Annotated in this window: 15 protein-coding genes; 6 read left to right on the top strand and 9 right to left on the bottom strand. The window is 71.9% G+C overall.

All coding sequences use genetic code 11. From position 1 onward, the window contains the following. Positions 1-25: 25 nt before the first annotated feature. Together KY5_RS01590 and KY5_RS01585 are read left to right on the top strand one after the other, a co-directional pair. On the top strand, positions 26-1,246 hold the full coding sequence (locus KY5_RS01590) for a CaiB/BaiF CoA transferase family protein (RefSeq protein ID WP_098240462.1): 1,221 nt from the start codon (positions 26-28) through the stop codon (positions 1,244-1,246). 30 nt (positions 1,247-1,276) lie between these two features. Further along, positions 1,277-1,723 carry a YunG family protein gene (locus KY5_RS01585; protein ID WP_098247005.1) on the top strand — a complete coding sequence of 149 codons (447 nt, stop codon included), beginning with the start codon at positions 1,277-1,279 and terminating at the stop codon, positions 1,721-1,723. Here the strand turns inward: KY5_RS01585 and KY5_RS01580 are convergent. The 4 genes from KY5_RS01580 to KY5_RS01565 form a co-directional block, all read right to left on the bottom strand. After that, a complete protein-coding gene (locus KY5_RS01580; protein ID WP_098240461.1) occupies positions 1,708-2,439 on the bottom strand; it encodes a cupin domain-containing protein in 732 nt (243 codons plus the stop codon). The genes KY5_RS01585 and KY5_RS01580 overlap by 16 nt on opposite strands. A 117-nt stretch (positions 2,440-2,556) precedes the next feature. Continuing rightward, on the bottom strand, positions 2,557-2,997 hold the full coding sequence (locus KY5_RS01575; RefSeq protein ID WP_098240460.1) for an SSI family serine proteinase inhibitor: 441 nt from the start codon (positions 2,995-2,997) through the stop codon (positions 2,557-2,559). A gap of 272 nt (positions 2,998-3,269) precedes the next feature. After that, positions 3,270-4,445: a diaminopropionate ammonia-lyase gene (locus tag KY5_RS01570; protein ID WP_098240459.1), complete on the bottom strand. Its 1,176-nt coding sequence runs from the start codon at positions 4,443-4,445 to the stop codon at positions 3,270-3,272. A 69-nt stretch (positions 4,446-4,514) separates the two neighbouring features. After that, a complete protein-coding gene (locus KY5_RS01565) occupies positions 4,515-4,958 on the bottom strand; it encodes a DUF3093 family protein (protein ID WP_098240458.1) in 444 nt (147 codons plus the stop codon). A 226-nt stretch (positions 4,959-5,184) separates the two neighbouring features. Here KY5_RS01565 and KY5_RS01560 point away from each other — a divergent pair, with 226 nt between their 5' ends. Together KY5_RS01560 and KY5_RS01555 are read left to right on the top strand one after the other, a co-directional pair. Then, positions 5,185-7,977: a hypothetical protein gene (locus KY5_RS01560; RefSeq protein ID WP_098240457.1), complete on the top strand. Its 2,793-nt coding sequence runs from the start codon at positions 5,185-5,187 to the stop codon at positions 7,975-7,977. Between the two features lie 133 nt (positions 7,978-8,110). Further along, positions 8,111-8,608: a GNAT family N-acetyltransferase gene (locus KY5_RS01555; protein ID WP_098240456.1), complete on the top strand. Its 498-nt coding sequence runs from the start codon at positions 8,111-8,113 to the stop codon at positions 8,606-8,608. On the opposite strand, the gene KY5_RS01550 is transcribed toward KY5_RS01555, so the two are convergent. Further along, positions 8,516-9,391, bottom strand: a complete 876-nt coding sequence (locus tag KY5_RS01550; RefSeq protein WP_098240455.1) for a slipin family protein — start codon at positions 9,389-9,391, stop codon at positions 8,516-8,518. The genes KY5_RS01555 and KY5_RS01550 overlap by 93 nt on opposite strands. A gap of 117 nt (positions 9,392-9,508) precedes the next feature. After that, entirely contained in the window at positions 9,509-10,342 is an 834-nt protein-coding gene (locus KY5_RS01545) for a hypothetical protein (RefSeq protein ID WP_098240454.1), read from the bottom strand. Between the two features lie 148 nt (positions 10,343-10,490). On the opposite strand from KY5_RS01545, the gene KY5_RS01540 reads away from it, so the two are divergent. Continuing rightward, positions 10,491-11,234 carry a class I SAM-dependent methyltransferase gene (locus KY5_RS01540; protein ID WP_098240453.1) on the top strand — a complete coding sequence of 248 codons (744 nt, stop codon included), beginning with the start codon at positions 10,491-10,493 and terminating at the stop codon, positions 11,232-11,234. 26 nt (positions 11,235-11,260) lie between these two features. On the opposite strand, the gene KY5_RS01535 is transcribed toward KY5_RS01540, so the two are convergent. Together KY5_RS01535 and KY5_RS01530 are read right to left on the bottom strand one after the other, a co-directional pair. After that, positions 11,261-12,244: an alpha-ketoacid dehydrogenase subunit beta gene (locus KY5_RS01535; protein WP_098240452.1), complete on the bottom strand. Its 984-nt coding sequence runs from the start codon at positions 12,242-12,244 to the stop codon at positions 11,261-11,263. Continuing rightward, positions 12,237-13,235, bottom strand: a complete 999-nt coding sequence (locus KY5_RS01530; protein ID WP_234362574.1) for a thiamine pyrophosphate-dependent dehydrogenase E1 component subunit alpha — start codon at positions 13,233-13,235, stop codon at positions 12,237-12,239. Before KY5_RS01530 ends, KY5_RS01535 begins: the two co-directional genes overlap by 8 nt. A 525-nt stretch (positions 13,236-13,760) precedes the next feature. Here KY5_RS01530 and KY5_RS01525 point away from each other — a divergent pair. After that, entirely contained in the window at positions 13,761-17,666 is a 3,906-nt protein-coding gene (locus KY5_RS01525; RefSeq protein WP_159072460.1) for a non-ribosomal peptide synthetase, read from the top strand. A gap of 78 nt (positions 17,667-17,744) precedes the next feature. Here KY5_RS01525 and KY5_RS01520 read toward each other — a convergent pair whose 3' ends face one another. Next, positions 17,745-19,049 carry an aspartate aminotransferase family protein gene (locus tag KY5_RS01520; RefSeq protein WP_098240449.1) on the bottom strand — a complete coding sequence of 435 codons (1,305 nt, stop codon included), beginning with the start codon at positions 19,047-19,049 and terminating at the stop codon, positions 17,745-17,747. Positions 19,050-19,052: the final 3 nt, after the last annotated feature.

Raw genomic sequence — 19,052 nt, 5'->3', positions numbered from 1 at the left:
CCGTCCTGATGCCGAGGTCCTCCTGATGACGAACACGCCGATCCGCGCCCTCGACGGGCTCAAGGTGCTCGATCTGTCCCGGGTCCTCGCGGGCCCCTACTGCGCGCAGATGCTCGCCGACCACGGCGCCGAGGTCATCAAGGTCGAGCCGCCGACCGGTGACGAGACACGGGGATGGGGCCCGCCGTTCGTCGCGCCCGGCACCTCCGCGTACTACCAGAACCTCAACCGCGACAAGAAGAACGTCATCGTCGACCTGTCCGTGCCCGAAGGGCGGGACATCCTGGGGACCCTGCTGCGCGACACCGACGTGCTCGTCGAGAACTTCAAGGGGGGCACCCTCGCGGCATGGGGCTACTCCGACGACGAGCTGCGCGCCCGCTTCCCCGCGCTCATCCACTGCCGCGTCACCGGCTTCGGCACGGACGGGCCGCTCGGCGGACAGCCGGGCTACGACGCCGTGCTCCAGGCGTACGGCGGCCTGATGAGCGTCAACGGAGCGGCCGGGGGACCGGCGTTGCGCGTCGGTGTGCCGGTCGTCGACCAGGTCACCGGAATCCTCGCGTTCTCCGGGATCCTGCTCGCGCTGAACGAACGGCACCGCTCCGGCCTCGGCCAACTCGTCGACTGCACCCTTCTGGACACCGCCGTCAGCCTGCTCCACCCGCACTCGGCGACCTGGCTCGCGAACGGCACGGTGCCGATGCGCACCGGCTCCGCGCATCCCACCATCGCCCCCTACGACGCGTTCACCGCGGCCGACGGGCCCCTCTTCGTCGCGGTGGGCAATGACCGCCAGTTCGCCGCGCTCACCGAGGTCCTGGGGGTCCCGGAGCTCGCGGCCGACCCGCGCTTTTGCACGAACCCGGACCGCGTACGCCATCAACAGGAGCTCCGCGCCGCCCTGGAGAAGCCCATCGCCGCGCACTCCCGCTCCGCACTGACCGGACTCCTCACGGCCCGCGGCATCCCGGCCTCGCCCGTGCACGACGTCGCCGAGGCCCTGACGGCGCCCCAGGTCCGCCACCGGGGCCTGGTGATCGAGCACGACGACTACCGGGGGCTCGCCTCGCCCGTCTCCCTCTCCCGCACACCGGCGCGGGAGCGTCCCGTGGTGCGGGGCGCCGGCGCGGACACCCGGGAGGTGCTCGGCGCGGCGGGGTACGACGACGCGGCCGTCGACGCGGCGGTGGCGCGAGGCGTCGTGCGGGCTACCGAGCCCGAGGTGACCTGCGACGACGCGTGATTGTCAGTGTCGGGTGCGAAGGTGATCGGCATGACACCTCTGCTTCTCAGCGACATCGAGTCGGCCGTGCGCGACAGTTGGGGCGCCGACACGTGCCCGCCCGACTCCACGGACCCCTGGCCGCCGGAGAACCCGGCCAGGGACCAGTGCGGGGTGACGGCGCTGGTCCTGCACGACCTGCTCGGCGGCGAGCTCGTCCGCGGCGAGGTCCATGTGGACGGGGTCCGCACGGACTACCACTGGTGGAACCGCCTGGGCGCGGGAGTGGACGTCGACCTGACCCGCGAGCAGTTCGCGCCGCAGGAGATCGTGACGGCGGGCACGGTCATCGCCAGGCCGCCGGAGATACGCCGCTGCCGCGCGGAGTACGAGCTGCTGCGCGCCCGGGTGCTTGCGAGACTCGGCGAGTTGGCCGGTGAGCGCAGCGCACGGTCCGCCGCGCAGACCAGGTCGGGGACCGCTCAGGCCACGTCGTAGACGTCCAGTCGCCCGCACATGCCGAACCTGCCGCGGGCCGCGGGCCGTTCGGCCCGCACCGAGGCCAGGGCCAGATAGTCGGCGTCGCCGCGCTCCAGGTGGTCGAGCTGCGCGCCGGTCGCCCCGGCAGCGGCGGCCGCGCCTTCGCGCCAGCGTGCGCGCCAGGCCGCCGCGAGCGGGCGGGCGAGGGCTACGGCGGCTCGGTGGAAGGCCGCGAGCGGCTCGGGGTCACCGGACTCGGTCGCCTCGCGGAGGGCGGTGAACCCCTCGATGGCCAGGTCGCGACGGTGCCGGGCGGCAGTCGCCTGTTCGGCCTCGGTGGCTTCGGTGGGCAGCGCGACCGCCGCGCGGTACGTCTCGGGGTCGGCCAGCAGGGGAGGGGGCAGGGTGAGCACCGCGTCACCGGCCTCGGGGAGGCCGCAGTTCTGCATGAGGACGGTGATCTCCAACTCGCCGTCGTTGACCAGGCGGTGGATGGTGCCGGGGGTGAACCACACCAGTGCGCCAGGGGCGAGCGGTGTCTGCCGGAAGCCGGACGCGGTCAGGGTCTGCACGGCGCCGCGGCCTCCGGTGACCGCGTACCCCTCCGAACAGGTCAGGTGCAGATGGGGAGTTCCGCCGCGCAGCCCGTCCGCCGTGGGCCAGTCGTACACCCGTAGGCGAGACACGCCGATGCCGCCGGGAAGCCCTGCGTAGGTCTCACACGTCTCAGGCATACGGGAACACTACGGCCCCCGGTGCCCGAGGACACCGGGGGCCGCCCCGCGTCCCGACCGCCTTCCCCCACGAAAGGTGCCGGGACTCCCCTGAGTGTGGTTCAGGGACAGGTCTCGTCAGAAGGTGAGTGCGACGCCTTCACCGAGACCGGCCTTCATCATGCAGGCGTTGGGGAAGGTGGCCGACCACTGCACGTGTCGGCCGCCCCAGACGCCATCGGCGGTCACGACGACCGGCCGCCATTCCTTTGTACACACCACACTCGACTCGGCGCCGACCAGCTCGGCGAACCGCCCGTCCACCGCCGCCAGTTCGGCGCAGGCGGCTGCCGCGGCGGGGTGGCTGCCCGCCGGGCGCGGCGCACAGGTCAGCGTCACCGCGCGCTCCACGGTGGCCGTGGCGGTGTTCTCGCCGTGGCCGACCGTGAAGACGAGGGCGGACGGCGCGTAGAGGCTCGTCGGCTTCGGTGCCTCGGCCTGCGCGATGCCTGCCGTCGTGGTGAGGACGCAGACCGCCGCGGCGGCGGCCGCGACCGTCGCCTTGAGGGTGCGACGCATGGTGGACTCTCCTTCGATGGATGCGGTTGGTGACTGCGGTGAGGAGTCTTACCTGTGCGGAGAGTGAGTGCCATACGGATGGTCGATTTCCGGATGTGCGTGTTCGGTGTTCGGTGACCGTACGCTCGTTCGGGCAGCTCAGGGGTGGTGGCGCGGCGGCGCGCACGCTGTCCAGCATGTGGACGCACGGCATTGGTATAAGCGCTGACTAACTCCTGACCTGCGTAAACGTGGAATTGGTTCTTTCTTCGACGATCTGCATCGACCGGAAATCATCGCTGCACGCGCTCGTCGGTGGCCTCCTCCCGAAGGCCCGGGTTGGCGGCCGCGCCCTCGGTGCTGAGCAGGACGACGGTCGAGGTGGGGGAGATGCCGAGCGCGGCGCGGCGCTCGGCGGCGCCCTCGCCGGTCAGCGCGGCCCGCGCACCGGCCAGGGGAGCCGCGCCGCAGGGCCCCGAGGAGACGCCGAGGTCCGCCAGGTCCCGCACGGCCGCGGCGCTCGCCGCGTCGGTGACGGCGACCGCCGCGTCGAGGCCGTCGCGCAGCGCGGGCCAGCCGAGCGAGGACGGCGTGCCGCAGTTCAGCCCCGCCATGGCCGTCATCCCGGTCGGCACGCTGGTGAGGCGCCCCGCGCGCAGACTGGCCAGCGCGCAGGCGGCCGCCACGGGTTCCACGGAGAGCAGCGCGGGAGCCGCCGCACCCACCGGGCCGTCCGCCGGTCGGCCCCGGTAGTGCGTGACGGCGGCGTGCGCGAGCGCCCCGACGCCGACCGGGACGGCGACCAGGGAGGGTGACGCCACGCCCGTTTCGGCCAGTTGGGCGTCGATCTCGGTGAAGAGCGTCGCGTATCCCTCGACGATCAGTGAGGGGACTTCCTCGTAGCCGTCCCACGCGGTGTCCTGGATGAGCACCGCGTCCGGCGCGGCGGCCGCGTCCGCCGCCCTGCGCACCGCGAGGTCGTACGAACCGGCCACCTCCGTGACCTCGGCCCCCTCGCCCCGGATGGCGTCGACGGCCACCGCGTGCACGCCGTCGGGGACGAAGACGTGCGCGCGCTGGCCCAGTTGCCCGGCCATCCTGGCGACGGCGCGCCCGTGATTGCCGTCGGTCGCGGCGATCAGGGTCAGCGGGTGCCCCGCGCCGTCCGCGGCGCCCGCGTTCGCGCGCCGCGCCAGCACCCGGTGGATCGCCCAGGACGCGCCGAGCGCCTTGAAGGCGGGCAGACCGAGCCGCTCCGACTCGTCCTTGACGAAGACCCGGCCGACCTTCAAGTCCGCGGCGAGGGAGGGAAGGTCGTGCAGCGGGGTCCTGGCGTAGCCGGGCAGGGACGCGTGGAAGTCCCGGGCGTCGGACGGGGTGGGGGCACAGGTCCAGGAGCGCGCGGCGGGACGCGCGTACCAGGGCAGCGGAGCGGCGGAACCGGCCGGGGAGTCACTCTCTTGATCCATCACGGGATCAGCCTGCGGCGGACCACCGCCTCCGGTCCAGCGCATGTCCCGGACCGGCAGTGATCGAGGTCAGCCCCGCGTGAACGCCAGGATCGTCGCGAGGTTCATGGGGCGGCGCGTCGAGAGGTAGACGTAGGGCGCGCCGCCGTACGCGTCGCGCAACTCGATGCGCAGCGCGGTCGGAACGTAGGAGCGCAGGAGCAGCAGCGCGTACGGATTCGCCCTGACGGTGCGCCACTCGAAGGCCTCGCGCTCGTCCAGGATCTCCGTCGCGCCGAGCGCCTCGATCGGGATCTTCCGGCCACCGACGACGAGCGAGCCCGGTGTCACGAGGATGCGGACGCTGCCGTGCGCGTGGACGATCGCGGCGGCCACCGCGATGCCGGCCGTGGCCGCCGTCACCGCGGCGAACACCCCGAAGGGGAACGCCCCGAGCCCGAGACCGACTCCGCCGAGCACGACCAGAGCCCACCAGGAGCGGGGCACGCTGAGCCGCTCTTCGTAGATGTGCATGTCCGCATCCTGGCAGGACGGCCCGCCGCTCGTGGCAGGGGGCTCCGGGAGAAGCGCGCCCATCTCGCCGCGCCCGCCGCTCTTTTGCGGCCTTCCCCGGGCCCTTTCCGCGTTCGGTTCCGCCGGGAGGCAACTCAAGGTCGTCGATTTCCGTCCTCGAAGGGGCAAGAGGGGCACGTGAGTTCGGTTGCGTGTCCTGTGGAGAGTGATGACGAGGAGGACCACTTTGAGACGTGTCTCACGAGTGGTGACCACGGCGCTCGCGGCGTTCACGCTGGCCGCGGTGTCACCCGGGGCGGCGCACGCGCTGCCGCACGCCGACGCACCACCACCCGCTCCGGCCACGACGACCGGCGACGCCGACGACGGCCTTCCTGAGGGCTGGCGGCTGGCCGGTGACGGCGGCGGCGAGGAACTCGTGTGGGACTCGCCGGAGGCGGTCCCCATGGGCGACGCCAGGGTCGAGTTCTACTCCGGTGACCGGCTCCTGGGCCGACCGGTGGCCGCGCAGGACCGGAAGTCGTTCCGGCTTCCGCTGAACGGCGCGCGCCTCGGCCGGGCGACGGAGCTACGGGTGCTGGCCGGTGGGCGCCGCCTGGACGAGGCGGGCAACGGGCAGCGGCAGGACGCCCGGCGTCCCGCCTCGCCCCCGCTCCCCGGCAAGCCGTTCCCCGAGGCCCAGGTCGACCCCGGAAAGCCCGGCGGCTACCGCACCGCCACCGACGACTACACGCTGAAGTCGGTGCGGCTGCCCGGCTTCCCCGAGCCGGTGGAGATGCGGGCCAAGGTGGTCGGCCCCGTCGACGCGCCGGGCGACCGGCCGCTCGCGCTCTTCCTGCACGGCCGCCACTACACCTGTTACGGCGCGGGCGACGAGGAGGGCGGCGACTGGCCCTGCGCGGCGGGCACGAAGCCGGTGCCGAGCCAGGACGGCTACCTCGGCACCCAGAAACTCCTCGCATCCCAGGGTTACGTCACGGTGTCCATCGCCGCCAACGGCATCAACGGACAGGACCACCTCGCCGAGGACGGCGGCGCTCAGGCCCGTTCGTCGCTGGTGCGACTGCACCTCGCCCAATGGGCGGACTGGGCGAAGGACCGCTCGGGAGCCCCTGCCGCGGTGCGCGCGATCGCGCCCGCCGACCTGTCGCGCGTCCTCCTCGTCGGCCACTCCCGAGGCGGCGAGGGCGTCAACAGGGCCGCACTCGACAGCCTTTCCCGGCCGCCCGCCGACCAGGACGGTTACCGGGGCCCGGTGCGCTGGAAGATACGCGGCAACGTCCTGATAGGCCCCACGATCTTCGGGCAGAACCCGGTGCCCGACGTGCCCTCCGCGACGATCCTGCCCGGCTGCGACGGAGACGTCTCCGACCTCCAGGGCGAGATCTACGTCGACGGGACGCGCGGCGTCAGCCGCGGCAAGGCCCTGCACAGCGCGGTGTACATGGTCGGCGCCAACCACAACTTCTTCAACAGCGAGTGGACTCCGGGGCAGTCGAAGGCGCCCGCCACGGACGACTTCGGGTCCGAGGACCCGGACCCGGTGTGCTCGCCGGGCACGAAGACCCGCCTGACCGCCCCGCAGCAGCAGAAGGCCGGGGCCACCTACATAGCCGCGGCGGCCCGGCTGTTCGTCGCGGGCGACGACCGGGTGCGCCCCCTGCTCGACGGCTCCGGCAGGCGCGCGCCCTCGGCGGACCCCGCGAAGGTGCTCACCCACGCCGTCGGCGCGGGCCGCACCCCTGCCATCCTGCCCACTCCCTCGACCAAGGTCGAGGGCGGCCGGGTCTGCGCCCAGATCACCTCCGACGCGGCCCGTTCCTGTCTGCCGCGCGACGGCAAGGGCGCCTCACCGCACTTCGCCGAGTGGGAGACCTCGCCCGAACCGGGCCGTGACGCCGTCGCCATGAGCTGGTCCCGGTCCGGCACCCCGGTGCGCGTGAGTCCCGCACGGCCCGTCTCCCTGGCGGGCGCCAAGGAGCTCGCGCTGCGGGTGATCGTGCCGCCCAACACCGAGGGCACCGCGCTCGACGTGAGCGTCGTCGACAAGGCGGGACACCGGGCGAAGCTCGGCAGGGCCCGCGTCGACGGGCTGCCGGGCAGCAGCATGACCACGTCCTACTGGGCCCGCGAACTCCGCGTGCCGATGGCGGCCGCGGTCCGCGCCGGTTTCGACCTCAAGAGCGTGCGGAGTCTTGAACTCACCCCGCGTACCGGCAAGGGCAAGGCGTGGCTGATGGACGCCTGGGGCTGGCGCCCGGGGACTCCCGAGGTGAAGCCCGCCGAGCTGCCCCGCGTGGACATGGGCCGCCTCAAGGTGAAGGAGGGCGACTCCGGGGTGCGGACCTACCACGTGCCCGTGAGCGTCTCGGGCAAGGGCAGCGGCCAGGTCAGGCTCTTCCAGCCCAAGCCCGGCAGCACGGGCGAGTACGTCTCCCGGCTGGTGACGGTACGGCCCGGCGGGCAGGACATCGACGTACCCGTAGAGGTGCGTGGCAACACCCGCTACGGCTACGACGTGGCGCACGACGCGTTCGTCAAGGCGGTGCGCGGCGCCGTCGTCGGCTCCCACCACGGCGGGGTGACGGCGCAGAACGACGACCCGATGCCCAAGGTCACCATGAAGCCGATCGCCGACAAGGTCACCGAGGGCAAGCCGCTGAAGTGGCGGATGACGCTGTCGGAAGCCGTCGACGTGGACATCCAGGGCGAGATCTCCTTCCTGCCGGTCACCGGTGGCGCGGAACTCTCCACCCTGGACGTGGACCCGCGCTGGCTCAAGGACGAGTTCGACGAGAAGCCCCGTCCGGGCCGGGCGCTGTCCAAGATGGCGCCGGGCTCGGCCCTGTACGTCTCGGTGCCCGCGGGCAAGAAGAGCGTCGAGGTCCGCGTGCCGACGGTGAAGGACGACGTGCGGGAGCCCGACGAGTCCCTGAAGGCTCAGCTCTCCCTCTACGACGAGAACTGGGAGCCGCAGAAGGGTCCTGTGTTCACGGGAACGGTACGCAACGCTTCGTAGCGCCGTACGAACCCTGAAAGGAGCGGCCAACTCGGTCTACCACAGGCCGAGTTGGCCGCTCCGTGCGTGTGGCCCCCGACAGGGCCGGTACCCGTCGCCGGGCGTCGCGTGCGTGCCTACGTAGAGTTCCCCTGTGCCCGCACCCTCCCCGGGCCCCGAACTACAGCTCCTGCGCCCCGATCACGCGCCCGCCCTGCTCGCCTTCGAGGAGGCGAACCGGGCGTACTTCGCCGCGTCGGTGCCCGACCGGGGCGATGCCTACTTCCGTGACTTCGCCGCGCGGCACCGTGCCCTCCTCGCCGAACAGGCCGAGGGCGTCTGCTTCTTCCACGTGCTCGTGGACGGGGCGGGGGAGATCCTCGGGCGGGTCAACCTGGTCGACGTGGCGGCGGGCAGCGCCGATCTCGGCTACCGGATCGCCGAGCGGGCGGCCGGGCGGGGCCTGGCCACCCGTGCCGTGCGGCAGATCCGCGAACTCGCGCTCTCCACGTACGGCCTGAGCGAACTCCGGGCCGCCACGACGCTCGACAACCCCGGCTCACGGGCCGTGCTGACCCGCACCGGTTTCGTGTCCACCGGCGACATCACGCTGGACGGGCGGCCGGGGACCGCTTTCGTGCTGACTCTCTGAGCCCTGCTGCTGAGGCGGCAGTGCCTGCTGGGCCCGTTCGAGGAAGCGGAGCAGTTCGACGGGGAAGGGCAGGACGAGGGTGGAGTTCTTCTCGGCGGCGACCGCGACCACGGTCTGCAGCAGCCGCAGTTGCAGGGCCGCGGGCTCCTCCGCCATCTCGTGCGCCGCCTGGGCGAGCTTCTTGGACGCCTGGAGTTCGGCGTCGGCGTTGATGACCCGGGCACGCCGCTCCCGGTCCGCCTCGGCCTGCCGTGCCATGGAACGCTTCATCGTCTCCGGCAGGGAGACGTCCTTGATCTCCACGCGGTCGATCTGCACGCCCCAGCCGATCGCCGGGGAGTCGATCATCAACTCGAGGCCCTGGTTGAGCTTTTCGCGGTTGGACAGCAGGTCGTCCAGGTCGCTCTTGCCGATGATGGACCGCAGCGAGGTCTGGGCCATCTGCGAGACCGCGAAACGGTAGTCCTCGACCTGGATCACGGCATTGGCGGCGTCGACGACCTTGAAGTAGATGACGGCGTCCACCCGGACCGTGACGTTGTCGCGGGTGATGCCGTCCTGCGCGGGCACCGGCATCGTCACGATCTGCATGTTGACCTTGCGGAGCCGGTCCACGACGGGGACCACCAGGGTGAGGCCGGGGGCGCGCACGTCGCCCGAGAGCCGTCCGAGGCGGAAGACGACGCCCCGCTCGTACTGCTTGATCACGCGAGCCGCCGTCATCAGATAGACGAGGCAGCCCGAGGCGACCGCGGCGCCTGCGGTGAGCAGTTCCTGAACCATGGCGACCCCCTGACGTCCGAGTCGGCCACCTATTTCACGATATGCCCGCAGATGCCCTCCGGTCGAGCCCCTGGCCGCCCCGATCACACGGCTCACCTGGCTCGCGCGGCCGCGTGCTCAGTCCGAGCGCGGCCGGGATTCGTGCAGGCGCGTGTGATAGCGGCCCTCAGACTCGTAGCCGGCCGGATCCTCCCCGGCCAGGATCACCTGCCGTACGGCGTCCCGCTGCTCGTCGGAGCTGGTGAAGAGGCGCTGCGGATACGTGCGCGAGGTGTCCGTGACCGTGGTGAGGCCGTGCGCGTCGAGCGTGGCGGAGATCCGCCGGTAGGGGACGGTCCTGAGCACGAACGCGCTCACCCACACCGGGAGCCGCGCGCAGTCGAGCAGGGCGTCGAACGTGCGGTGCGAGATGTACCCGATGCCACCGGTGACCGTGATCAGACCGGTGCGGGCGACCGCGCGGCGCAGCGCGGGGCTGGGCGGATGCCGCTCCAGGTTCTCGGCGTACGCCTCGTCCAGAAGACCCACGTCCAGCGCGTAGCGGGTGGCGTTCTCCGCGGTGTCGAGCCCGATGACCGGGGTGGCGTCGGCGCGCCGCCGCGAGGCGTAGAACTCCTTGTCGTGCTCGATGAGTTCGGGCCGGGAGAGCCCCGCGGTCTCCTCGGAGGTGTAGTGGGCGTACAGGTCGGCGAGCGTCAGGTCGTGGTTGAGCAGTGCCGCGTTGATCCCGTACGAGCAGCACAGATCCAGGACCGTCACGGGCCCCTCGGCGTCGGGCGACTGGGAGCGCAGCTCGCGCGTGCGGCGGAAGACCGCCTGCGCGTGGTGCGGAATCTCGTACGCGAAGGGCGCGAGCGTCCGGAAGTAGGGGCGCGGGTCCGGCTGGTCGTAGATGTCGTCGAAGCGCGTCTTGCCCGATGCGGTCCGCGTCCTGTGCCGCTCTGTGGCCATGGGGCACCTCCGGGAAGGAAGTCGGGTGTGGGGCGATGTGCAGCTCTACCCGACCGCTGACGCCCCCGGTAGACCTCGTGGCGGTTACCGGCCACCGCGGCGCCCCGCCGGGGCGCGTCCCCTTCGCTCCCTGACTACCCTGGAGCCGATGTTCACCTCCCAGGGTCCCACGCTGCGTGAGCTGGCCGTTCAGGCCCTCTCCTCCATCGAGCACGGGTACGACCTGCTCGCCCCGAAGTTCGACCACACCCCCTTCCGTACGCCCGGCCGGTTCTTGACGGTGACGACCGAAGCACTTCGGCCGTTCGGGCCCTTCGCCGCGGGGCTCGACGTCTGCTGCGGAACGGGCGCGGGCGTCGAGGCGCTGCTGCCCCTGTGTACGGAACGGGTCACCGGGGTGGATTTCAGCGCGGGGATGCTGGCCGCCGCGGCGGAGGCCGTGCCGGAGCCCGGGGGAACCACGGTCGACTGGGTCAGGGCGGACGCCCGTGCGCTGCCGTTCGGCGAGGCGTTCGACGTGGCCGTGAGCTTCGGGGCGTTCGGTCACTTCCTGCCCGCCGAGCGGCCCGCGCTCTTCGCCGGGGTGTACCGCGCGCTGCGCCCCGGTGGCCTGTTCGCGTTCCCGGTCGGCGCGCCGCAGCCGTTCGGCTCCCGCTGGTACTGGGCGATGCTCGGTTTCGACGGGGCGATGCGCGTACGGAACCTGCTGTGGCGCCCGAGCTTCGTCATGTACTACCGCACCTTCCCGTTGGGTGCCGTGCGCGCGGACCTGGCCGAGGCGGGTTTCGACGTAGGGACGCGGGCCCTGGAGGAGTTCGGACGGCGGCCCGACGGGAGCCCGCACTGGCGCCTGGTCGTGGCGAGGAAGCCGGATCCTGACCGGGCGGGGTAGCGGGCCCTGCGTCCTCGTCGGACTGGTCAGGGATCCTTCCGCGCGAGTCCGCACACTCCTCTCACCGCGTCCATGAGCTGGTCCCTGTGCGGCTGGGCCGCGCGGTCGAGTTCCAGGGCGAACGGCAGCACCGTGCCGTCGGGCCGGGTGACGCGCCGGGGCGGGGCGGTGAGCGTGAGCTCCTCGGCGGCGGTGCTGACGATCTCGGCCGCGAAGCCGCAGAAGCGGTTGGTGTCGTCGATGACGACGAGACGCCCCGTGCGGCCCACCGACGCCGCCAGTCCCGCCCAGTCGAACGGGTAGACCGTGCGGGGGTCGAAGACCTCGACGGAGACCTCGGAGGCGAGCTCGTCGGCCACCGCCACGGCCTCCTGAACGAGATGGCCGACCGCCACCACCGTGATGTCCGAGCCCGGGCGCACCACGCGGCCCACGCCGAGCGGGACCGGGCCGAGCTCGGCGGGATCCACGTCCTCGCGGTCCGTCGACGAGGCGGCCGGGGTCAGGACCACCACCGGGTCGTCGTCCCGGATCGCCGAGACGAGCAGTCCGTAGGCGTCGGAAGGGGTGCTGGGGACGACCGTCTTGAGCCCCACGTGGGCGAAGAGGCCGTACGGCTGGTCGGAGTGCTGACCCGCCCAGCCCACGCGGGAGCCGGACCCCGGCACGAGATAGGTGACCGGCACCTTGGCCTGACCACCCGTCATGAGCGAGAACTTGTGCGCCTGGTTGGCGATCTGCTCGAAGACCAGGAACAGCAGGGACGGGATCTGGAACTCGATCACCGGACGCTGTCCGACGAGCGCCGCACCGGTCGCGAAACTGGTGAACGCCTGCTCGGACAGCGGCATGTCGACGATCCGCTGCGGACCGAACTGCTCCACGAGACCCTTGGTGATGTTGGCGACGCCGACCCGTACGTCCTCGCCGAAGACGCAGACGGAGGGGTCGCGCGCGAGTTCGTCGTTGAGGGCCTTGGAGAGCGCGCCGAGGTAGGAGAGCTTAGGCATGGGCCGTCACCCCTGCCCGAGGGCGCAGGCCCGTCGCGTACAGATGGTCGAGGGCGTCGGCGGGGTCGGGTTTGGGGCTTTCCAGAGCGAACTGCCGTGCGGACTCAAGGACTTCCTCCACCTCACGGTCGATGCGCTCACAGGTCTCGGAGCCGATGAGCTCCGCCTGGACGAGCAGCGGGTCGCGGGAGCGTCCCTCGGCGACCTCCTCCCGCGTCCGGTACCTGACGAACGACTTGTGCTCCCAGGTGTGATGGGCGTCGAACCGGTACGCGGCGCACTCCAGGAGCGCGGGACCGCCGCCCGAACGGGCCCGGTCGGCGTACTCCCGCGTGGCGGCCATGACCGCCTCGGCGTCCGTGCCGTCGATCCGCGCGGCGGGAATGCCGAAGGCGGCGGCGCGGCCGACGATCGTGCCCGCCACCGCGTTGTCCACGGTGAGGGTGGAGGCGTATCCGTTGTTCTCGCAGACGAAGAGGACCGGAAGCTGCCAGAGCGCCGCCAGGTTGAACGATTCGAGGACCACGCCCTGGCTGACCGCGCCGTCACCGAAGAAGCTGACCGCGATCCGGTCCTCGCCCGCGCGCGTCGCCGCCCAGGCGGCACCGGCCGCGATCGGGGCGCCCGCCCCGACGATGCCGTTGGCACCGAGGATGCCGAGGCTGACGTCCGCCGCGTGCATGGAGCCGCCGCGGCCCTTGTTGAGACCGGTGACCCGTCCGGTCAACTCGGCCATCATGCCCGCGGGATCGGCGCCCTTGGCCAGGACGTGACCGTGGCCCCGGTGCGTGCTGGTGATGTAGTCGTCGGGGCGCAGTGCCGCGCACACCCCGGCCGCGATGGCCTCCTGGCCGATGTAGGGATGGATGCCGCCCGCGATCTCCCCGGAACGCACCAACTTGATGCAGAACTCCTCGAAGCGGCGGATCAACCGCATGGTCCGGTACAGCCGTTCCCTCGTCGAGTACTGCTCACTCATGGCGTCACTCATGGCGTGCCCCTCGTGGTCGAAACCGACGACCGAAGACATCGAGGCGGAAAGGACGGGCGCTACCGCGGGCCAAGGGATTCCACATCCGCTGATTTCGCGGAAACGGTCCGCGGCGCGGTGCGGAAACCGCCTCATCCGGCCGACGATATTCCGGTCCGAAGACGCTTCGTGCAGATCGTGCGGATCGTGCGGACATATATGCCGGAGCCGTGGAACGCCGGGATACTAACCCGCTCCTCAGAACAGCAGCAAGCATGGGGCGCCCGTGGGAAGCGGCCCCGTGACGGTGGCCAAACGCCACTGCCTGCCCCTATTGACGGATATGCCAGGCAGGTTGGCGTTTGTAGCGATCTTGCCCCCTTCCCAGGCGGCGACCGTGCTTGCTAGAGTCCGATTTCGTTCGCCTTCGGGTTCCCAGGAAACGTGCCACAAGTTTCTCATGACCGCATCACGACGAATGCGAGGGACTTCATGCCGGGGCCGCACGACAAAGTAACTCCGGATCACTCGAGCGAGTATTTGCCCTTGTTGGCCGCCCAACGGGGAATTTGGTTCGCGCAGGCTCTGGCACCCACCGTCACGCACCACAGCATCGCCGACTGCCTCGACATCGAAGGCCCCGTGGACCCCGCGCTCTTGCAGGAGGCCCATCACCGGGTGACCACGGAGATGGAGGCGCTGCGCCTGCGTTTCGTGGAGGGCGCCGAAGGACCGATGCAGTACGTCGACGATTCCGCGCGGCCGCCCGCCCACTACTTCGACGTCAGTTCCGAGGCCGACCCGCGGGCCGCGGCGGAGGCGTGGATGCGCACCGACATGGCCAAGGAGGTGAAACTGTCGGAGCCCCCGCCGTTCACCACGGCGCTGTTCAAGCTCGCGGCCGACCGGTTCACGCTCTTCCGCCGCGTCCACCACCTGCTCCTCGACGGCGGCAGCCTGGGCGTGCTGCACCGTCGTACGGCCCAGGTGTACACGGCCCTCGCGGCGGGCCGGACCGTCGACGACAACCCCTTCCGGCCCTTCCGCATGCTTGTGGAGAGCGAGACGGCCTACCTCGCCTCCACGCGCCGCGAGCGGGACCGCAAGTACTGGCTGGAGCGGCTCTCCGACCGGCCCGAACCGGTGCGCCTGACCACCCGGCGCACGGCGGGCGGCGCGGACGTGCTGACCCGCAGGGCCGCCCTCGAACCGGCGCGACTGGCGCGGCTGCGCGCGGCCGCTGAGCGATTCGCCGTCAGCTGGGTCGAGTTGACGACCGGCATCACCGCCGCCTACACCGCGCGGATGACCAGCGCTCCCGAGGTCACGATCGGCATGCCCGTCGCGGCACGCCTGACCAAGGTCGAGCGGGACACCCCCGGCATGCTGACCAACCCCGTGCCGCTGCGCATCGCCACCGACGCGGGGACCCCGCTGGCGGACTTCCTCAAGGACACCCGGGCCGAGGCACGCGCCGCCTTCCAGCGCAGCCGGTACCCCTCGGAGGAACTCAGCAGGGAACTGGGGCTGCTCGGCACCGAACGGCGGCTGTGGGGACCGGCGTTGAACGTCATGGGCTTCTCCCACGACCTCGATTTCGCCGGAGCCACCGCGCGCCTGCGGACGCTGTCCCACGGCCATGTCGCCGACCTGATGTTCACGTTCTTCCAGACGTCCGCCGACGGGTCCGTGGACCTCATCGCCGCCGCCAACGCCGACCTCCACCTGCCGGGCGAACTCGACGCGCACGTCGAGCGGTTCCTGCACTTCATGGACGGCGTCGCCGCCGCGGACCCCGGGACACCGATCGGCGCCCTCCCGCTGCTGCGCGCCGAGGAACGCGAGCAACTGCTCGCCTGGGGCGCCGGACCGGTCAAGGAGATCCCCGAGGTGGGGATGCACACCCTGGTCGAGCAGTGGGCGCGGCGGACCCCGGACGCGGCGGCGGTCGAGCTGCACGGCGGGCCCACGCACAGCTACCGCGACCTCAACGAGCGCTCCAGCAGGCTCGCGCGGCACCTGGTCTCGCGCGGCGTGGGCCCCGGCAGCGTCGTGGGCCTGTCCCTGCCGAGGTCCCCGGAGCTGGTCGCGGCCGTCCTCGGCGTACTGAAGACGGGCGCCGCCTTCCTGCCCCTCGACTCGGCCTATCCCGAGGACCGGCTCGCCTTCATGGTGGCTGACGCGTCGCCCGCGCTGCTGTTGCTGCACTCCTCGACGGCGCACCTCGCGGACGTCCTCGACACCGAGAGCCTCCTGCTCGACGACCCGGGCCTGCGGCGGACGCTCGCCGAACTGCCCGGGGACGACCTCACCGACGACGAGCGCACCGGTCCTTTCGACCCGGGGCTCCCGGCGTATCTGATCTACACCTCCGGCTCCACCGGGCGCCCCAAGGGCGTCGTGGTGCCGCACCGGGGCGTCGTCAACATCACCGGAGCCATGCTGGACCGGCTCGGTTCCGGGCCCGGCGGCCGCACCCTGCAGTTCGCCTCCGCGAGCTTCGACGCGTCGGTGGGGGAGATGACCCAGTCGGTGCTGGTCGGCGGGACGTTGGTGATCGCCCCGAGCGACCGTCTCGCGCCAGGACCCGACCTCGCGAGGATCATCGACGAGGCGGGCATCAACGACCTGGTCCTCGCCCCCTCGGTGCTCGAGGTGATGTCGCCGGACGACCTGCCCCCGGGCGTCACCATCACCATCGTGGGCGAGGCGTCGTCACCGGACGTCGTCAGGCGCTGGTCGCCGGTCTGCCGGCTGATCAACGGCTACGGCCCCACCGAGGCCACCATCTCCACCGCGATGAGCCTGCCGCTCTCGCCCGCCGACGCCGAGGCCCCGCCGATCGGCAAGCCCCTGCGCAACGTCCGCGTCCGCGCCCTCGACGAGCACCTCGAACTGGTCCCCGTCGGGGCCGTGGGGGAGCTGTACGTGGCGGGGGCAGGGGTGACCCAGGGCTACCGAGGCCGGGACGAACTGACCGCGGAACGCTTCGTACGCGACCCCTACGGGCCCGAGGGCTCCCGGATGTACCGCACGGGCGACCTGGTCCGCTGGACCCCCGAGGGCGACCTCGTCTTCGTCGGGCGCAACGACGACCAGGTCTCGCTGCGCGGCTACCGCATCGAGCTCGGGGAGGTCGAGGCGGCGATCCGCGAGGTGCCGGGCGTCGCGCGGGCCGCGGCGACGGTGATCGAGGACGAGACCGGCGACCGTCGGCTGATCGGCTACGCCGTGCCCGAGCCCGGCAGGCGCCTCGACCCGGCGGCCGTACGCACCGAGATCGGCGACCGGCTGCCCGGCTATCTGACACCGAGCCAGCTGGTGTCCCTGGACGAACTGCCGCTGACCGCCAGCGGCAAACTGGACCGCAACGCGCTGCCCGCGCCCACGGCGGCCGCGGCGGACCGCAACCAGGTGCCGCGCACCGCGGCCGAGGAGATCCTGGCGGGACTCTTCGCCCGCATCCTCAAAGTGCCCCAGGTCAACATCGACGACAACTTCTTCGACCTGGGCGGGCATTCGCTCTCCGCGACCCGCCTCCTCGGCAGGATCCGGTCCACGCTGGGCCGGGAACTGTCGGTCGGCGAACTGTTCGCGAGCCCCACGGTGGCCGGTCTCGCCCGGCAGCTGGGGGACGGCGTCGTACGCAACCGCGACGACGTGCTCGTTCCCCTGCGGGGCACGGGCAAGAAGACCCCGCTGTTCTGTGTCCACCCCGCCGACGGACAGAGCTGGGTGTACGTGCGGCTCGCGGGCCACCTTCCTGCCGACATCCCCCTGTACGGACTCCAGGCGCGCAGCCTGACCGAGGAGGACGGCCTCCCCGCCACCCTGGACGAACTCGCGGCCCAGTACCTGGATGCCGTGCGCACCGTCCAACCCTTTGGCCCCTACCGCCTGTTGGGGTGGTCCTTCGGCGCGCCCGCGGCCCACGCGATGGCCGTGAAGCTGCGGGAGCAGGGGGAGGAGGTGGAGTTGCTGGCCCTGCTGGACGGCTACCCGGCGCAGGCGGGACCGGATGCGGCGGGTGACGGCATGTCGGAACAGGAGGTGCTGCGCGCACTCCTCGACCGCTTCGACTGCCCCGTGCCGGACACCGCAGGTGAGCCCCTGACGATCGCGCGGACCGCCGAGGCCCTGCGTGACTCCTCCGAGGACCCGGCCGATCTGGCGGAGTTCGACGAGAGCAGGGTCGCGGCGCTCGTACGGACGTACCGGCACACCAGCGCCCTGCTGAGCGCCCACCGCCCCGAGCCCTACGACGGGGACGCGGTGCTCTTCACGGCCACGCGGGGCGGGGCCGCCGGGCCGACTCCGCACGCCGAGTCCTGGGACCCCTTCGTACGGGGCCGCCTGGCGCGCCACGACATCGACTGCGCGCACGACGAGTTGACGCACGCGTCGGCGCTGGCCGTGGTGGCCCAGGTCATCACCGCTGGACCGGACGCCTGACCGTATGCGTGAAGCGGCCCGGGCCACCGCCGAGAGGCGGTGGCCCGGGCCGCTTCGGTACGGCTGAGCGGAGGCCGGTCAGTACCGGATCTCCGCGAGTGCCTTGTCCAGCGTGGTCACGATCTCCTCGACGTCGGACGCGGTGACGACCAACGGCGGAATGATCATGATGGCGGGGACCATGGCGAGCGAGGAGACGAGCACGCCCCGCTCCTCCAGGGCCAGCCGCAGATGATCCGCCATCGCGCCGCCCGTGAGCGCCCCGTCCTGTGACGCCGCCACCATCTCGACGGCCTGCATCAGACCGGCGCCGCGCACCGCCGCCACCTGCGGATGCCGCGCCGCCACCTCCTCCAGGCCCTGCCGCAGCAGCGCGCCCATGGCCTCGACGTTCTCCAGCACCCCGCCGTCGGCGAGCGTGTCGATGACGGCCATCGACGCGGCGAGTCCGAGGGGATGCCCGTCGTTGGTCGAGCCGATCAGGAACTTCTGCTCGAAGTCGAGGTCGAAGAGGCGCGCCGAGACCTCGTCGGACAGCACCACGGCGGACAACGGCGCGTACCCGGCGCTCAGCCCCTTGCCCAGGGTGAGGATGTCGGGGCGGATGCCGACCTGCTCGGTGCGGGTGAACGCGCCGGTGCGGCCCATGCCCGTGCTGACCTCGTCGACGATCAGGTGGATGCCGTGGCCGCGGCAGAACCGTTCGAGCGAGTGCAGATAGTCGTCGGAGAGGACGTGTCCGCCCTCGCCCACGACGAGTTCGAGGACCACCGCGGCCACCCGCTCGGGACCGCACGCGGTGATGGTCTGTTCGAGCCCCGCGCCGGGGGCGGCCGCGCCCTCGAAGGGACCGGAGACGTGGTGGACCTCCGGCAGCAGCGGCCCCGACTGATCGTGCACGTACGACATGCCGGTCACGGCGCCCGCACCCGAGCCGAGGCCGTGGTAGCCGTGCCACATGCCGAAGACCGCGAGCCGTTCCTTCTCCCCGCCGCTGTGGTGCAGGAAGCGCGAGAGCAGTACCGCGGTCTCCACCGCCTGCGAGCCGTTGCTGCAGTAACGGATCTTGTTCATGTGTACGGGAAGGTGGGGGAGCAGCGCCTCGGCGGCCTCCACGGCGATCGCCCCCGGCCGTCCGTAGCCGACCAGGTTGGCGAACGGCAGGGTGCGCAGCTGCCGTTCGATGGCCTCGGTCACCTTCGGGTGGTCATATCCGAGAGTGACGTTCCACAGCCCGGAGCGGGCGTCCAGGAACCAACGCCCCGCGGCGTCGCGCACCCGCACGCCGCGGCCCTCGACCAGCATGTTCTCGTGGGACAAGGTGGTGAGGTAGGCGCTCATGCTCGGGCTGTTCCACAGCGGATAGGTGTCTCGATCGATCACGGC

Source organism: Streptomyces formicae, from assembly GCF_002556545.1.
In the GTDB taxonomy this organism is placed as follows: Bacteria; Actinomycetota; Actinomycetes; order Streptomycetales; family Streptomycetaceae; genus Streptomyces; species Streptomyces formicae_A.
The sequence above is the reverse complement of the archived record's forward strand: the minus strand, read 5'-3'. Positions and strand labels throughout refer to the sequence as shown.

What these genes read in the sequence shown, in the direction of transcription:
- KY5_RS01565 (WP_098240458.1), bottom strand. Translation starts at nt 4,958, where the DNA reads ATGCACATCTACGAAGAGCGGCTCAGCGTGCCCCGCTCCTGGTGGGCT.
- KY5_RS01580 (WP_098240461.1), bottom strand. Translation starts at nt 2,439, where the DNA reads ATGCCTGAGACGTGTGAGACCTACGCAGGGCTTCCCGGCGGCATCGGC.
- KY5_RS01535 (WP_098240452.1), bottom strand. Translation starts at nt 12,244, where the DNA reads ATGCCTAAGCTCTCCTACCTCGGCGCGCTCTCCAAGGCCCTCAACGAC.
- KY5_RS01540 (WP_098240453.1), top strand. Translation starts at nt 10,491, where the DNA reads ATGTTCACCTCCCAGGGTCCCACGCTGCGTGAGCTGGCCGTTCAGGCC.
- KY5_RS01570 (WP_098240459.1), bottom strand. Translation starts at nt 4,445, where the DNA reads ATGGATCAAGAGAGTGACTCCCCGGCCGGTTCCGCCGCTCCGCTGCCC.
- KY5_RS01545 (WP_098240454.1), bottom strand. Translation starts at nt 10,342, where the DNA reads ATGGCCACAGAGCGGCACAGGACGCGGACCGCATCGGGCAAGACGCGC.
- KY5_RS01590 (WP_098240462.1), top strand. Translation starts at nt 26, where the DNA reads ATGACGAACACGCCGATCCGCGCCCTCGACGGGCTCAAGGTGCTCGAT.
- KY5_RS01530 (WP_234362574.1), bottom strand. Translation starts at nt 13,235, where the DNA reads ATGAGTGACGCCATGAGTGAGCAGTACTCGACGAGGGAACGGCTGTAC.
- KY5_RS01575 (WP_098240460.1), bottom strand. Translation starts at nt 2,997, where the DNA reads ATGCGTCGCACCCTCAAGGCGACGGTCGCGGCCGCCGCCGCGGCGGTC.
- KY5_RS01585 (WP_098247005.1), top strand. Translation starts at nt 1,277, where the DNA reads ATGACACCTCTGCTTCTCAGCGACATCGAGTCGGCCGTGCGCGACAGT.
- KY5_RS01550 (WP_098240455.1), bottom strand. Translation starts at nt 9,391, where the DNA reads ATGGTTCAGGAACTGCTCACCGCAGGCGCCGCGGTCGCCTCGGGCTGC.